This is a genomic window from Ruegeria sp. HKCCD7559, assembly GCF_013110575.1.
Taxonomy (GTDB): domain Bacteria; phylum Pseudomonadota; class Alphaproteobacteria; order Rhodobacterales; family Rhodobacteraceae; genus Ruegeria.
Genome location: NZ_WVQU01000014.1, coordinates 22,961 through 36,945, shown reverse-complemented (window position 1 = coordinate 36,945; position 13,985 = coordinate 22,961). Strand labels below are relative to the sequence as shown.

At 58.0% G+C, this 13,985-nt stretch carries 13 protein-coding genes and 1 pseudogene; 4 read left to right on the top strand and 10 right to left on the bottom strand.

Annotated elements, in window-relative coordinates:
• Nucleotides 1-27 precede the first annotated feature (27 nt).
• Nucleotides 28-894 (top strand): annotated as a pseudogene (locus GS605_RS20425) (IS5 family transposase); the annotation flags it as partial.
• 64 nt (nt 895-958) lie between these two features.
• Here GS605_RS20425 and GS605_RS20420 read toward each other — a convergent pair.
• The 10 genes from GS605_RS20420 to GS605_RS20375 form a co-directional block, all read right to left on the bottom strand.
• Entirely contained in the window at nt 959-1,933 is a 975-nt protein-coding gene (locus GS605_RS20420) for an aldo/keto reductase (RefSeq protein ID WP_171725144.1), read from the bottom strand.
• Nucleotides 1,933-3,240 carry an L-fuconate dehydratase gene (locus tag GS605_RS20415; RefSeq protein ID WP_171725143.1) on the bottom strand — a complete coding sequence of 436 codons (1,308 nt, stop codon included), beginning with the start codon at nt 3,238-3,240 and terminating at the stop codon, nt 1,933-1,935. The genes GS605_RS20420 and GS605_RS20415 overlap by 1 nt, the downstream gene beginning before the upstream one ends.
• Nucleotides 3,240-4,082, bottom strand: a complete 843-nt coding sequence (locus GS605_RS20410) for a fumarylacetoacetate hydrolase family protein (protein ID WP_171725142.1) — start codon at nt 4,080-4,082, stop codon at nt 3,240-3,242. The genes GS605_RS20415 and GS605_RS20410 overlap by 1 nt, the downstream gene beginning before the upstream one ends.
• Before the next feature lie 19 nt (nt 4,083-4,101).
• Complete coding sequence (locus GS605_RS20405; protein WP_171630705.1) at nt 4,102-4,851, bottom strand: SDR family oxidoreductase; 750 nt, start codon at nt 4,849-4,851, stop codon at nt 4,102-4,104.
• Nucleotides 4,852-4,856: 5 nt separating this feature from the next.
• Entirely contained in the window at nt 4,857-5,189 is a 333-nt protein-coding gene (locus tag GS605_RS20400) for an L-rhamnose mutarotase (protein WP_253283369.1), read from the bottom strand.
• A complete protein-coding gene (locus tag GS605_RS20395; protein WP_171725141.1) occupies nt 5,186-6,295 on the bottom strand; it encodes a mandelate racemase/muconate lactonizing enzyme family protein in 1,110 nt (369 codons plus the stop codon). Before GS605_RS20395 ends, GS605_RS20400 begins: the two co-directional genes overlap by 4 nt.
• A 2-nt stretch (nt 6,296-6,297) precedes the next feature.
• On the bottom strand, nt 6,298-7,389 hold the full coding sequence (locus GS605_RS20390; protein WP_171725140.1) for an ABC transporter ATP-binding protein: 1,092 nt from the start codon (nt 7,387-7,389) through the stop codon (nt 6,298-6,300).
• Between the two features lie 4 nt (nt 7,390-7,393).
• Nucleotides 7,394-8,257 (bottom strand): carbohydrate ABC transporter permease, encoded by an 864-nt coding sequence (locus GS605_RS20385; protein ID WP_171630711.1) that lies wholly within the window; start codon nt 8,255-8,257, stop codon nt 7,394-7,396.
• 5 nt (nt 8,258-8,262) lie between these two features.
• Complete coding sequence (locus GS605_RS20380; protein WP_171630712.1) at nt 8,263-9,159, bottom strand: carbohydrate ABC transporter permease; 897 nt, start codon at nt 9,157-9,159, stop codon at nt 8,263-8,265.
• Between the two features lie 72 nt (nt 9,160-9,231).
• Complete coding sequence (locus GS605_RS20375) at nt 9,232-10,554, bottom strand: ABC transporter substrate-binding protein (RefSeq protein ID WP_171725139.1); 1,323 nt, start codon at nt 10,552-10,554, stop codon at nt 9,232-9,234.
• A 137-nt stretch (nt 10,555-10,691) separates the two neighbouring features.
• Between GS605_RS20375 and GS605_RS20370 the strand changes: the two genes are divergently transcribed.
• The 3 genes from GS605_RS20370 to GS605_RS20360 all read left to right on the top strand — a co-directional run bounded on the left by GS605_RS20370 (nt 10,692) and on the right by GS605_RS20360 (nt 13,908).
• A complete protein-coding gene (locus GS605_RS20370; RefSeq protein WP_171630722.1) occupies nt 10,692-11,486 on the top strand; it encodes an IclR family transcriptional regulator in 795 nt (264 codons plus the stop codon).
• Nucleotides 11,487-11,504: 18 nt separating this feature from the next.
• Nucleotides 11,505-12,344 carry an amidohydrolase gene (locus GS605_RS20365; RefSeq protein ID WP_253283368.1) on the top strand — a complete coding sequence of 280 codons (840 nt, stop codon included), beginning with the start codon at nt 11,505-11,507 and terminating at the stop codon, nt 12,342-12,344.
• A gap of 418 nt (nt 12,345-12,762) precedes the next feature.
• The gene (locus GS605_RS20360) at nt 12,763-13,908 is read left to right on the top strand and encodes an HPP family protein (protein ID WP_171725138.1); all 1,146 of its coding nucleotides are present in this window, start codon (nt 12,763-12,765) and stop codon (nt 13,906-13,908) included.
• Nucleotides 13,909-13,985 lie beyond the last annotated feature (77 nt).

Below are 13,985 nucleotides of genomic sequence, written 5' to 3'. Positions count from 1 at the left end.
TCACGGTTCGAAAAACGGGCGGTGAACATGTCTGATCTGTTTTGGCTGACCGACGCCCAGATGGCGCGTCTTGAGCCCTTCTTGCCAAAGTCTCATGGCAAACCCCGCGTCGATGACCGGCGGGTGTTGAGCGGGATAGTCTTCATTAATCGCAATGGTTTGCGCTGGCGCGATGCGCCGAAGGAATACGGCCCGCATAAGACGCTCTACAACCGCTGGAAACGTTGGAGCCACAAGGGCATCTTTGCGCGGATGATGGCCGGATTGGCCGCTGAGCACGGAGAAGATAAGACCGTGATGATCCCCTCTCATCGAAACTGCGTTTCGACTGCCGGGCAGTGGACGCGACCTACCTGAAGGCGCACCGCACAGCGACCAGCATGAGCGTCAAAAAGGGGGGCGTGGACACCTGATTCACTGCCTGGCAGGCGCATCCGAAGGATGCTGCCGAGAGGGGCCGAACCAAGGGCGGCATGAACACCAAACGGCGTGTCATCCGCGACAGCAGGGGGCGCCCACTTAACATGTTTGTGACGCCTGGGCAGATGAGTGATTACATCGGCGCACGAGCATTGTTGAGCAGCCTGCCAGATGTCGAATGGCTGCTCGGAGATCGCGGATATGACGCTGATTGGTTCCGGGAAACGTTGAAAGACAAAGGGATACGCATGTGCATCCCAATCCGGAAGCAGCCAAAAAAAGCGGTGAAGTACGACAAGCGTCGCTACATAGTCGCACCCCCCCTCTCGTGACATTGCTGTGCAATGCACTGTCGGGCAGTGATACGAGATCATGTTCGGAAGGTTGAAAGATTGGCGACGTGTGGCAGCCCGATACGACAGGTGCCCAAAGGTCTTCCTCTCAGCCATCGCACAGGCGGCTACCGTCATCTTTTTGGCTATGAATTCTGACCCTAGGTTATCGGCTAGGCGGATTGCGCCTGTCATCATCTTGCACGTCAAAATCCTCGCCTGAAATGACTGTCAAACTCATCAGGCGTTGGTCCATCCAATGCAGTAAGGTTTCGTTGCAATGACCGCGCGCTAGCTGTTCCCAACAGGACAGAGGCTGCCAACTCATGCCGTTTGGCAAAGTGAAGCGCCGCAGTTGCCAGTTGCAGCCCAAGCACCTCGGCTCTTGTTTGAAGGTTTTTTACCTGCTCGATGACTTCCGGTGATGCCGGGACATAATCATAGGTTGCTCCTTCGACCGGGCCGGTAGCGAGGATGCCCGAATTGAACACGCCGCCCAGTACCAGGCTGGTACCTAGCGCTCGGCATTTGGCGGTGAGCTCCTGTTCTGCCGATCGGTCCAGAAGTGTTAGCCGACCAGCCAACAGGATCACGTCGATGGGGCCATGGTCCATTACGTCGAGACAAATCTGGTTTTCGTTCACGCCCAGCCCGAAAGCCCGGATTTTGCCCTGCTCCTTCAACCTTACCAGCCGTTCATATCCCGACCCGAGGAAGGCTTCCATATGGGCGCTATTGTCCTGTCCGTGAGTGTATTCACCGATATCGTGGACATAGACGATATCTGCGTAGTTGGTATTCAGAAGGCCAAAACTGTGTTCCAGCGAAGCTTCAATCCCGTCGCCTGAATAGTCATAGCGCACCGCGTTGGGCAGCGGATCGACAAAGCCATCGGCCTCGACCATCGCTGATCCGGGTGACAGCACCCGCCCAACCTTGGTTGAAATGACGTATTCGTCGCGGGGATACCGCGTAAGGAAGCGGCCCAGTCGCATTTCGGACAGGCCGCGACCATAATGCGGTGCGGTATCGAAATAACGGATTCCCGCGTCCCAAGCGCATTGCAGCACCTCATCCACCTGCGCGTCGGTCGCTGGGCGGTACAGGTTTCCGATACTCGCACAGCCAAACGATGCCTCGGTCACGCGCACACCGGTATTCCCAATGAGGTTCTGTCGCATCAGGCCGCTCCTTGCTCGGCGGTTTGCGTTGCAGATGGTTGATGTTGATAATCGGCGATCGAGCTTGCCTTCATCTCGATGGAAAACCCCGGCGCCACAGGTGCCTGATAGGCACCGTTCTCCACGATGCAGGGGTCGACAAAATGCTCGTGCAGGTGATCGACAAATTCGATGCGTTTGTCGTCTTTTTCACCGGTGATCGCCACATAATCGATCATCGACAGATGCTGCACATACTCGCACAGGCCCACGCCGCCGGCATGGGGCCAGACCGGCAAGCCAAATTTTGCTGCCATCAGCTGTACCGCAAGCACTTCGTTCAAACCGCCCAGACGACAGCTGTCGATTTGCACGAAATCAATAGCCTCGTTGGCAATGAACTGTTTGAACAGAATGCGGTTCTGGCACATTTCACCCGTCGCCACCTTGATCGGGGCAATTGCCTGACGGATTTTTCTGTGCCCAACCACATCGTCGGGGCTGGTGGGTTCCTCGATGAACAAAGGTCGCGCAAATGATAGTTCCTTGACCCAGTCGATAGCCTGATCGACCTCCCATACCTGATTGGCGTCGATCATGATGTTCATGCCCTCGCCCAGTTCCTCGCGGGCGATAGTCAGGCGGCGGATGTCGTCGGCCAGTTCGCGGCCCACCTTGAACTTGGTATGGGTAAATCCGGCCTCGCGCGCTTCGCGGCACAAGCGGCGCAGCTTATCGTCGGAATAGCCCAGCCATCCTGCCGAGGTGGTATAGCAGGGATAACCTTCGGCCCTCAGCTTTGCGATCCTGTCCGCCTTGCCCGGTTCGGCCCTGCGCAGAATGTCCAGCGCCTCGTCCCTGGTCAGAACATCGGTCATGTAGCGGAAATCGACAAGTTGCACGATTTCCTCGGGCGTCATTTCCCCGACCAGTTGCCAGACGGGCTTGCCGGCCTCTTTCGCCAGCAGATCCCAGACCGCATTGACCACCGCACCGGTGGCCAGATGGATTGCACCCTTGTCCGGCCCGATCCAGCGCAACTGGCTGTCGCCGGTGACATAGCGCCAGAACCGTCCCATGTCTTCGCGCGCCCAATCCAGATCGAGACCGACCAGCAGGTGCCGCATCGCCTCAATAGCGGTAATGCAAATCTCATTCCCCCGCCCGATGGTGAAGGTCAGGCCATGGCCCTGATACGCGCCATCGGTTTCCAGCACCACATAGGCGGCGGAATAGTCCGGGTCGGGGTTCATTGCGTCTGACCCGTCCAGCGAGTCTGAGGTCGGGAACCGCAGGTCGAAGGTTTTCAGGTCGGTAATGGTAACCATCAGCCCGCCACCACGTTCTGACGTTGAACACCCAGCCCTTCGATGCCAAGTTCAACAACGTCGCCAGGCTTCAGATAGGTCTGAGGGTTCTGCCCCATACCGACACCCGGAGGCGTACCGGTCGAGATTACATCGCCGGGCTGCAGCGACATGAATTGCGACAGGTGCGAGATAACGGTTGCCACGTCGAAATGCATGGTCCGGGTCGAGCCGTCCTGATAGCGGTGGCCGTTGACCTCTAGGTACATGGGCAGGTTCTGCGGGTCGGCAACCTCGTCCCGTGTCACCAGCCAGGGACCGATCGGGCCGAACGTGTCCGCCGACTTGCCCTTGACCCATTGGCCCGAGCGGTGCAGCTGGAAATCACGCTCGGACAGGTCGTTGATGACGCAATAACCTGCCACATGGTCCAGCGCCTCTTCGACATTGACGTATTTGGTGTGCTTGCCGATCACCACGCCCAACTCGACCTCCCAATCGGTCTTGACCGAGCTGCGCGGGATTTCGGTGTCGTCGTTCGGCCCGCAGATCGAGGAAGTGGCCTTGAAGAAGATCACCGGCTCCAGCGGCAGTTCCATGCCGCTTTCGGCGGCGTGGTCAGCATAGTTCAAGCCGATACAGATGAATTTTCCCACCTGGCCCACGCAGGCGCCGATACGCGGGTCGCCATCGACCAACGGCAATGAGTCAGGGTCGATGCCACGCAACTTGTCCAGCGCGGCGTCGCTTAGAGTGTCGCCCGAAACATCATCAACAACACCCGACAGGTCGCGGATGTTCCCTTCGGCATCCAGCAAACCCGGTTTTTCGGACCCGACCGGGCCATAGCGCAACAGTTTCATCTCTCAATTCTCCTGCAAATCAAATGGACCAGCCGCCGTCGATGGCGTGGTTCTGTCCTGTGGTGAAGGCGCTGTCGTCGCTGGCGAGGTACAGTGCCAATGCCGCGATTTCTTCGGCGGTTCCGATGCGGCCCATCGGCTGACGTGCGATGAAGTCCTTCAGTGCCTGTTCATAGTTGCCGGTGGCGCGCAAACGTCCGTGCATCGAGGGGCTGTCAACGGTGCCCGGGCAGATCGCGTTGCAGCGAATGCCACGGGTGACATAGTCAGCGGCCACTGCCTTGGTGATACCGATCACCGCCGCCTTGGACGCGCAATAGGCAAACCGGTTCGGCACGCCCTTGATCGAGGACGCGACCGAGGACATGTTGATGATCGATCCGCCACCGTTGTCCAGCATTCCCGGCAGGGTCAGACGGATCAGCCGATACATCGCCTTGACGTTCAGATCAAAGCTGAAATCCCAGTCCTTTTCGTCACATTCCAGAATGGTGCCGTTCGCCACATAGCCCGCGCAGTTGAACAGAACGTCCAGCGGGCCGATATCTGTAACGGCGGCCTCTACTGCGGCGCCATCGGTCACATCCAGCTTCAGCGCAGTGACACGCGGGTTGTTAGCCAATTCCGCCAGCGCATCCTCGTTGATGTCGCTGGCGATGACCTCGCCCCCTTCGGCGGCGAACAGCTCGGCCGTCGCCCGTCCGATGCCCTGGCCTGCGGCGGTGATGAGTGTCTTTTTTCCGGCCAGACGGCCCGTTGTGTCAGTCATAGCTTTTAATCCGTGTGAAATACTTCTTGCATCATCGACCATTGCTCGCCCTCGGCGCGGCTGGCCAGAGGCGACTGGCAGGGGTCGGTATGGGTCCACCATTCCTGAGTCACCGGGTCCTTGGCCATCTTGGCCATATCCGCAGTGAAATCCTCGCCGTGATATTCCCAGTACCCGAACAACAGGTTTTCCGGCTCGCGCAGGAAGATGGTATAGTTGCGAATGTTGCTGTTTCTGATCTGCTTAAGAACCTGCGGCCAGACGGCGGCGTGCAGGCGCTTATATTCTTCGATCATCTCGGGTTTGACCCCGATTACCATGCCCATGCGCTGCATCATGCACCTTCCTTGACGGTTTTGACCTCGGAAAGCCGCGAAATCGCATCCCAATCCCAATCGATACCCAAACCGGGTTCATCAGAAGGGATGGCGTGACCGTCCGCAATCCGGATTGGGCCGTTGGTCACGGTGTCCAATTGCGGGATGTATTCCAGCCATTTTGCGTTAGGGATAGCGCACACCAGCGGCAGGTGCAGCTCCATCAGGAAATGCGGGCAAACCATGACGTTGAACGCCTCGGCCATGTGCGCCACCTTCAGCCACGGGGTGATGCCACCAATCCGGGCCACATCCACCTGCACGATCGAGGCCGCGCCCATTTGCAGGTAATCCTTGAACTGGCTCAGCGAATACATACTTTCGCCCACCGCAATCGGCACGCTGGTGTGTTGCGCTAGTTGCACATGGCCTGCCACATCATCGGCGGGCAGCGGTTCTTCGAACCAGCCTATCCCGTGCTCCTCGAGAACCCGCGCCCGGCGGATCGCTTCGGACAGAGTAAAGCCCTGATTGCCATCGGTCAAAATCTCGTACCCGCCACCCAGGGCAGACCGGACCGCCCCCAGACGCGCGTCATCTTCGCTCAGGTGATCGCGGCCGATCTTGATTTTTGAGCCGCGAAAGCCCTGTGCCTGCATCGCCAGCGCGTCATCGACCAGCGCCTGCGTTTCCAGATGCAACCAGCCGCCCTCGGTGGAATAAAGCGGCACTTTTTCGCGCGATCCCCCGGCGGCTTTCCAAAGCGGCAGACCTTGCTTGCGGCAACGCAGATCCCAAAGCGCGGTGTCGATGGCGGCCAGCGCCAACGAGGTGATTGCGCCCACCGCTGTCGCGTGAGTGGCAAACAGCAGGTCGCGCCAGATGCCTTCGATCCGGTCCGGGTCGCGCCCGGTCAGCATCGGGGCCAGCGTGTGTTCCAGCAGCGCCATGACAGATGGCCCACCTGTGCCAATGGTATAGGAATAGCCCGTACCACTGGCGCCGTCGCTGTCATAGACAGTAAGGATCGGGGTTTCTTGACTGACAAAGGTCTGAATGGCGTCGACCCGTTTCACCTTGGGCACCAGATCGATCATGCGCAGTTCAATATGAGTGATTGTCGCCATGCTTACCCCCGGATCGCCTTGCCCGATGCAGCGTCAAAGACATGGGTCTTGTCCAGCATCAGGCGGAACTTCATCGCCTCGCCCGGAGCGACGGGGCGCGGATTGAACATCTTGGCCTGGACCTCGACCCCGGCCAGGTCGGCGAACAGCAGCGTCTCGGTGCCAAGTGGTTCCGTCAGCGTGACGGACAGGTCCAGCTCTGCGGTCTCGCCTTCTTCCTCGACCGAGTGGCCCACTGGCATCAGGTTGTCGGCGCGGAAACCGAACCGCACCTTTTGGCCGTCGCGAACAAGTGACCGCGCGGATGCGGGAACGGACAGCTCGATACCGCCATTCAGACGAAGGGTGCCACCGGACACCTCTCCATCGACAAGGTTCATCGGCGGCGAGCCGATGAAGGTCGCCACGAAGGTATCTACCGGCGTGTTGAACAGGTCCAGCGGGGTGCCGACCTGCACTATATGGCCGCCGCGCATCAGAACGATTCGATCCGCCAGCGTCATCGCCTCGACCTGATCGTGTGTTACGTAGATAATGGTGTTGCCGACCTTCTGGTGCAGCTTCTTGATCTCGACCCGCATCTGGGTGCGCAGCTTGGCGTCAAGGTTCGACAGCGGCTCGTCAAACAGGAACACGTCGGGGTGCCGCACGATGGCGCGGCCCATTGCGACGCGCTGGCGCTGACCGCCCGACAGTTCGGCGGGCTTGCGCTCCATCAACTCGTCCAGTCCCAGAATGCCCGCCGCCTCGGCCACAGATTTGGCAATCTCATCCACGGGCCGCTTGGCGATCTTCAGTGAAAAGCCCAGATTTTCGCGCACGGTCATATGCGGATACAGAGCATAGTTCTGGAACACCATCGAGATGTTACGTTCGCGCGGGGGCAGGTCATTGACGACACGGCCGCCGATGGCGATCTCGCCGCCGGAGATTTCTTCGAGTCCGGCAATCATCCGCAGCGTCGTCGACTTGCCGCAGCCCGAAGGGCCGACCAGCACGACGAACTCTCCGTCATGGATGCCCAGGTCGATGCCGTGCACAGCCTGATGCTTGCCATATTTCTTGACGACATTGGAAAGGGTAACTTCGGTCATTTTCTTATCCTTTGACGCCGCCGAAGGTCAGGCCGGCAATCAGGTGTTTCTGGACGATGAAGGTCAGGACCAGCGCGGGCACGATCATGAGAACCGCAAGCGCGCACATTCCCCCCCAGTTGATGGTAAATTCGGCGGTAAAATCCAAAAGACCCACAGGCATCGTCTTGGACCCGACCGAGCGGGTCAGCTGCGACGCCAGCGCGAATTCGTTCCACGAGGTGAGGAAGGCAAAGATCGCCGCTGAGGCAACGCCCGAGCGCGCCACCGGAAATTCCACCCTCCAGAATGCCTGCCAGCGGGTGCAGCCGTCAATTTCTGCCGCTTCGTGCAGCTCTTTCGGGATCTGGCGGAAGAACCCGTCGGTCAACCAGATGGTGAACGGCACGTTCATCGCCACATAGGCCAGGATCAGGCCGAAATGGGTGTCGATGATGCCGACCCGGGCAAACACGATGAACAGGGGCAGCGACAACGCCACACCGGGAACCGCGCGGAACAGCATCAGCCCGACAAAATAGCCCGATTTGCCCTTGAAGCGATAGCGGGCAAAGGCATAGCCGCCCGACATGCCGATCAGGATCGCGATAAAGGTTGAGACGACCGAAACGATCAGCGAGTTGCGGAAATAGCTGAACACTGGCACACCGCCCTCGCCCGCGCCGCCGAACATGGCGCGGTAGTGGTCTAGCGTAAAGCTGGGGGTCCAGACCGGCGGTTTGGCCATAATCTCGACCGTTGGACGGAACGAGTTGAGAACAATCCAGAGCCCGGGAATGCAAATGATCGACATAATCAGGAACAGCCCGATGAAGTGCGCAGTTTTCAGGGCGCGGCGGCGATTGCGATGTGCTAGATTGCGGTCCATTGGCCCTACCCCGCCATTCCCAGTTCAGCACGTGCGGCGCTGAGCTTGCGGAAGAAATAGATGGTGAAGAGGATCGACAGCAGGATCGAGATATAACCCATCGCGTTCGCCAGCCCCATGCGGGCATCGACATAGCCGGTGCGGCTCATCAACGTCCACAACAGTTCCGTGCGACGGGCAGGGCCGCCGCCTGTCATGATCTGCACGATGTCATAGGCCCGTGCGACGTCCAGCGAGCGGATGGTCATGGCAATAAAAATGAATGGCATCAGGAACGGCAGAGTTATGTGGCGGAAGGTCTGCCAGGCGGTGCAGCCATCGACCTTGGCGGCCTCGAGCGGGTCACGCGGCATGGCGAACAGACCGGCCAGGATCAGAATGGCGAAGACGGATGTGCTCATCCAGATTTCCGCGAACATGATCGAGAACATCGCAAGGTTGCCGTCCACCAGCCACGGCAGCGAGGCATTTTGGAAGCCCACCGATTGCAACACGTTGTTCACCAGCCCGATATTGTCGTTGAAGATGAACTTGAACTGAAAGCCAACAAGAATGGGCGAGAACATCATCGGGAACATCAGGATCGTGCGCAGCGTACGCTGCCCCCATGTGACCTTGTTCATCATCAACGCAATGCCCAGTCCCAACAGCAGTTCCAGATTCAGAACGATGGTCAGGAACAGCACCGTGCGCCCGAACGCCGCCCAGAATTTCGCATCGGTCAGGATTTTTTCGTAATTGAAGAACCCCACCCATTTCCACAGCGTCGAAGGCCGCGTCAGCTTGTACGACGTGAAGCTGGAATAGAGCGAGAAGATGAGAGGGATCAGAACAACTGCGGCAATCACGATGATCGCAGGCAACAGAAGGACTAACCACTCGGGCAAGCGGCGGCGGGTCATGGTGCACCTTTTGGGGGTCTTGGGGGTTCACCCGCAGCGGAACACCCGCCGCGGATACTTGTGGGTCCGGGTTCAGTAGTAACCAGATTCCCGCATCAGTTCGTCCACCGCAGCCGCGGCATCGTCCAGCGCCTGCTGTACAGTCTTGTCGCCAACGATGGCGGCCTGCAGTTCCGGAAAGACCAGGTTTGTGGTCTCGCCCCATTCCGGGATTGGCGGTACCGCAAAGGCGTATTTCGCACCTTCGGCAAACGCGGCCAGAGCTTCGGCGCGGAATGCGTCATCACCAGCTTGCGCCGCAGCGACGTTGGCCTCCCAAACGGCTGTCCGTGTCGGCAGCGAGCCACCAGCGCTTTCGGCCAACTGGCTTTCCTCGCTGGTCAGGAACTGAACAAGCGATACTGCGGCGTCTTTGTTTGCACAGTCACTGGTGACCGAGAACCCGTGATGCCCGGACCAACCGGTCCGCGTCGCCGAACCCATGGGTTGCACAGCAACGCCGACGTTGTCAGCAGCCTTGGACGATTCCGGATCGTTGAAGAACCCGGCCCAGCCCGGCCAGTCCAGGTTCAGCGCCACGGTTCCACTGGCAAAGCCCTGCCCCAGATCGTCCCACACATAGGACGTCGTGCCAGCCGGAACCGCCTTGGCCTCGTACAGGTCTACGAACCACTGCAGCGCGCGCTGACCTGCCTCGGAATTGAAGATTGGTTTCTTGTTTTCGTCCAGATAGTTGCCGCCCTCGGCGACAACCATCTCATAGAACCGACCCACGATGGCCTCATCCTTGCCTGCATACTGAGTGCCGTAGAAATTCGGAGGGTCGGCAAAAAAGATCGCCTGATCTTTGACCTGCTCCCACGTCTCGGGAACAGCCAGATCATAGCCGTATTTTTCCTTGAACGCGGCGGCCTTGTCGGCGTCTTCATAGTTCGACTTCAGGTAATAAAGCACTGAAACGTCAAACTGCGCGCGCGGCAGCATCAAAAGCTGGCCGTCGACCGTCGAGGCGCCAATGTTGCCCGGAACGAATTCGGCAATGGTTTCCGCTGGAACCAGCTCGTTCAGATCAACATAGAGCCCTTCATACTGGGGCGCAAAGGAAGAGTGGTTTGAACCCACGCACCAGCTGGTGGTCCCAGCGGCCATGTCCGACTTGATTTCCTTGTCGATCTCGAAGTGGCTTTTTTTCGAAATAATGTCGACCTTGGCACCGGTCGCAGCTTCCCATTCGGCAATACGGCCATAGAGACCTTCGTATTGTTGTCCGCCGATCAGTTTCGCCTCGATGGTCACGCCATCAAAGTTCCCCCAATCCGACGCACCTGCCGATTCGACGGCTGCGACTATCGCTGTTCCGACCATCAAACCCATTAAAATGCTGGATTTTTTCATCATGTCCTCCCTGATGCAATCAAGCGATGCTTGTTGTTTGTTCGTATTTAAAACATTTATTCATCTATAAATCAATGTTGACTTAGCCTTCCCAATGACTGAAAATCAATCAGGAATATTGCGCGACAGGGCACTGTATGGACGACATCACCGACAAATACCGCGCACCCGCGCTGGAAAAAGGCCTGGATATCATCGAGCTTTTGGCTGACCACGGTGAGGGACTGACCCAGGGAGAGGTCGCAAAGGCGCTGGAACGGTCCCCGTCTGAGATTTACCGGATGCTCTCGACACTGGTACGGCGCGGGTATGTCATCCGGTCCCTGTCAGGCGATCGATATTCACTTGGCCTGAAGATGTTCGCTATTTCGCAGCGACACCCGCCGATTGGACGGGTAATCGAAAGTGCCCTGCCCCGTATGCGCGCGATAACACGAAAAACTTGGCAATCCTGCCATATGGGAATGGAAAGCAACGGTGATATCGTGATCGTGGCCTCAGCGGAGTCTCCGGGCAATTGGGGCCTTGCGCTGAAAACCGGAACCGTCGTGGGGCTGGGGAATACAGGCTCTGGCCGGGTGCTGGCGGCCTTCCGTTCAAATGAAGAAGTCGAGGACCTGATCGAGCAGCACCGCCTTGCCGTAGGTGAACCCCCGCTGGACCGTAGCGAGTTCATGGAGCATATCGCCCGCATCCGACGCTTGGGCTATGAAAAAATGCCGTCTGCAACTGCGATCGGTGTAACCAATGTGGCTTTCCCGATTTTTGGCCCGGGCGGCAGGGCCGCAGCGGTGCTGAGCTGCCCCTATCTGGAACGTGTCGACGATCTGAAAGTCCCCTCTCTGGACGAAATCGTGAATATGCACCGGGAACTGGCCCGGGAACTGACGTTGCTTCACGGTGGATCAACACCGGAATTCGGAGCCGCTTAAGGCGGCTTAACAAAAAACATGATCACAGGTTTTAGCATGGTCATCGACACGCATCAGCATTTCTGGAAGCTCGATCGAGGCGATTACGGCTGGCTGACACCCGAGCTTGAAACGCTATATCGCGATTTTCTGCCCAAGGATTTGAAACCTTTGCTGGACGAGGCGGGTATCAGTGGAACCATCGCGGTTCAGGCCGCCGATACTGAGGCCGAGACTGAATACCTGCTGTCTCTTGCAGACACGCATGACTGGATACGAGGGGTTGTCGGGTGGGTGGACCTTGCCGCCGAAACGGCACCAGCCTCGATCGCGCGATTGGCGGCCCATCCAAAGCTTCTTGGACTACGCCCGATGATACAGGACATTCCCGATGACGCTTGGATGCTGCGCGATGATCTGCTTCCGGCTATCGCTGCCATGGTCGAAAATGATCTGACATTCGATGCTCTGGTATTGCCCCACCATCTACACCATCTCAAAGCGTTTCTGGCAAAATACCCCGATTTGCGAGTCGTCATTGACCATTGCGCCAAGCCCGAAATCCGCAATGGGGCCTATGAGGGCTGGGCGCAGGACATGGCTGACATTGCCGAAAACACGCAGGTGTTTTGTAAACTGTCGGGCATTGTGACCGAAGCCTCGACCGATTGGAAGCCAAGCAGCCTTGAGCCTTACATTGCCCACATTCTTGGCATTTATGCCCCAGAGAGGCTGCTGTTCGGCAGCGACTGGCCGGTTCTTAACCTCGCCTCGGACTACAAATCGTGGCACGAGATCGCCATGGGTGCCATGGGTGACGCAGCAAAAAGTATCCTCTCGCAAAGTCCGAAAGCGGCCTACCCTCGTTTGTCCAGCTAAAACATAGAAGACAACCCGATTGAGCGGGCCTCAATTGATGTTGACAAAAAGGGCTCAAATCCGCCGACAAACATGCTTCAAGCTTGTATCTGAGAGGGAGACCAGCTTCGGCAAATGCACTTTTAACATCCGTCCTGTGTCTTGCGCCGTGCGTGGCATATCGTTGGAAATGCTGGGTAGAAAACGACTGGAGCTTTGGTCGCCAAGGGCCAGGCCATCTGCTTTAGCCTTGATGTGCAAAAGAGCAGCCTGATGTGTTGAAAAATTTACCCACTTTCAAGCAGCTTCCAATTCCCATGTCGCCCATCCAATAAAGTGGCAAAGTCGTTGGTCGGCATTCTCTCTCTGCAACCCTGCGGTTGAACTTTTTGCATTCTGCTGAAACTGTGCGCAGAAGAAGAAGGATGGGGCCTGCGCCGTGTATATTCTCAGATCTCTCGGGCCGGCCGTTTCCCGCGTTTCACCGATTGAAGCGGCTCGTGCGGGTCTGGGTGCTCTTGTCGGTCTTGGGCTGACGGGACTGTTCCTTCTGACTCCGGGTTCCGATCTGGATTTGGGTCTTTATCTTGTAGCACCCTTCGGAGCGACCTCTGTCTTGCTCTTTGCTGTCCCAAATAGCCCGCTCGCGCAGCCTTGGTCCGCCGTTGTCGGCAATACGGTGGCGGCCCTTGTCGGCGTGGCTGTTTGCATGACAATCGCAGACCCGGCGCTACGCGTTGCGCTTGCAGTTGGGCTTGCCATTACCGCAACAATCCTGTGCCGGGCGCTTCATCCGCCGGCAGGAGCCGTCGCCATGACGGCCGCATTGAATCCCGAGGCCATCGCGCAATTGGGGTTCTGGTTTGCGCTTGCACCGATTGCGGTCGGAACCTGTGTCCTTGTCATCCTTGCGACAGTCTATGCCCGGATCACCGGACGTCGCTATCCATTCCGGCAATTCGACGATCCGAGCAATAATCAATCGGAAGAAAAGAACCCCTCAGAGCGCCTTGGCCTGTCCGAAGAAGAACTTGCAGGTATTCTGGAGCGCTACCGACACTCCTTCAATCTGGGGGTCGAGGATCTGGCACGCCTGATCAGCGCGGCGGAACTGCAGGCGGCAACACACGTGACCGCCCCTTTGACGGCAAAAGATGTCATGTCCTTCAGTCTGATCACAGTGGGTCCCGAAACGGCGCTCGGAGAGGTTGCCGAGCTGTTCAAAAGGCACAGGTTCATCTCTCTTCCTGTCGTCGGAAACGACGAAAAGTTTCTGGGCGTCATTTTTCAGATGCATCTGATCAGACAGGCCCGTGAAGACGCAATCAGGTTGAAGCGCGGATATTTTTCGACACTCAATCGTTTATTGGATCGCAAAAGGGAGATGCCTGTGACTGCGGGTGACATCATGGAGGTGGCAGGCCCGCGCGTGACGACAAATTCACCCCTCGGGGTGCTGCTTCCGATGATGGCGGTTGAGGATGTCGACGCCGTCCCTGTCCTCGAATACGATCGCATCGTAGGGATTGTCACGCGGACCGACCTGATCGCCGCATTGGCACGAGCCGCTGTTCGCAGCGGTTAATCCGCAGGCAATCGGCGACGTCAAGTTCTTTGCGCATAGATCGGATGTTCAGATTTCTTCGAGTAAGACCCGATTGA

Coding starts and splice junctions, on each gene's coding strand:
- GS605_RS20420 (WP_171725144.1), bottom strand. CDS start 1,933: ATGCGACAGAACCTCATTGGGAATACCGGTGTGCGCGTGACCGAGGCA.
- GS605_RS20415 (WP_171725143.1), bottom strand. CDS start 3,240: ATGGTTACCATTACCGACCTGAAAACCTTCGACCTGCGGTTCCCGACC.
- GS605_RS20410 (WP_171725142.1), bottom strand. CDS start 4,082: ATGAAACTGTTGCGCTATGGCCCGGTCGGGTCCGAAAAACCGGGTTTG.
- GS605_RS20405 (WP_171630705.1), bottom strand. CDS start 4,851: ATGACTGACACAACGGGCCGTCTGGCCGGAAAAAAGACACTCATCACC.
- GS605_RS20400 (WP_253283369.1), bottom strand. CDS start 5,189: ATGATGCAGCGCATGGGCATGGTAATCGGGGTCAAACCCGAGATGATC.
- GS605_RS20395 (WP_171725141.1), bottom strand. CDS start 6,295: ATGGCGACAATCACTCATATTGAACTGCGCATGATCGATCTGGTGCCC.
- GS605_RS20390 (WP_171725140.1), bottom strand. CDS start 7,389: ATGACCGAAGTTACCCTTTCCAATGTCGTCAAGAAATATGGCAAGCAT.
- GS605_RS20385 (WP_171630711.1), bottom strand. CDS start 8,257: ATGGACCGCAATCTAGCACATCGCAATCGCCGCCGCGCCCTGAAAACT.
- GS605_RS20380 (WP_171630712.1), bottom strand. CDS start 9,159: ATGACCCGCCGCCGCTTGCCCGAGTGGTTAGTCCTTCTGTTGCCTGCG.
- GS605_RS20375 (WP_171725139.1), bottom strand. CDS start 10,554: ATGAAAAAATCCAGCATTTTAATGGGTTTGATGGTCGGAACAGCGATA.
- GS605_RS20370 (WP_171630722.1), top strand. CDS start 10,692: ATGGACGACATCACCGACAAATACCGCGCACCCGCGCTGGAAAAAGGC.
- GS605_RS20365 (WP_253283368.1), top strand. CDS start 11,505: ATGATCACAGGTTTTAGCATGGTCATCGACACGCATCAGCATTTCTGG.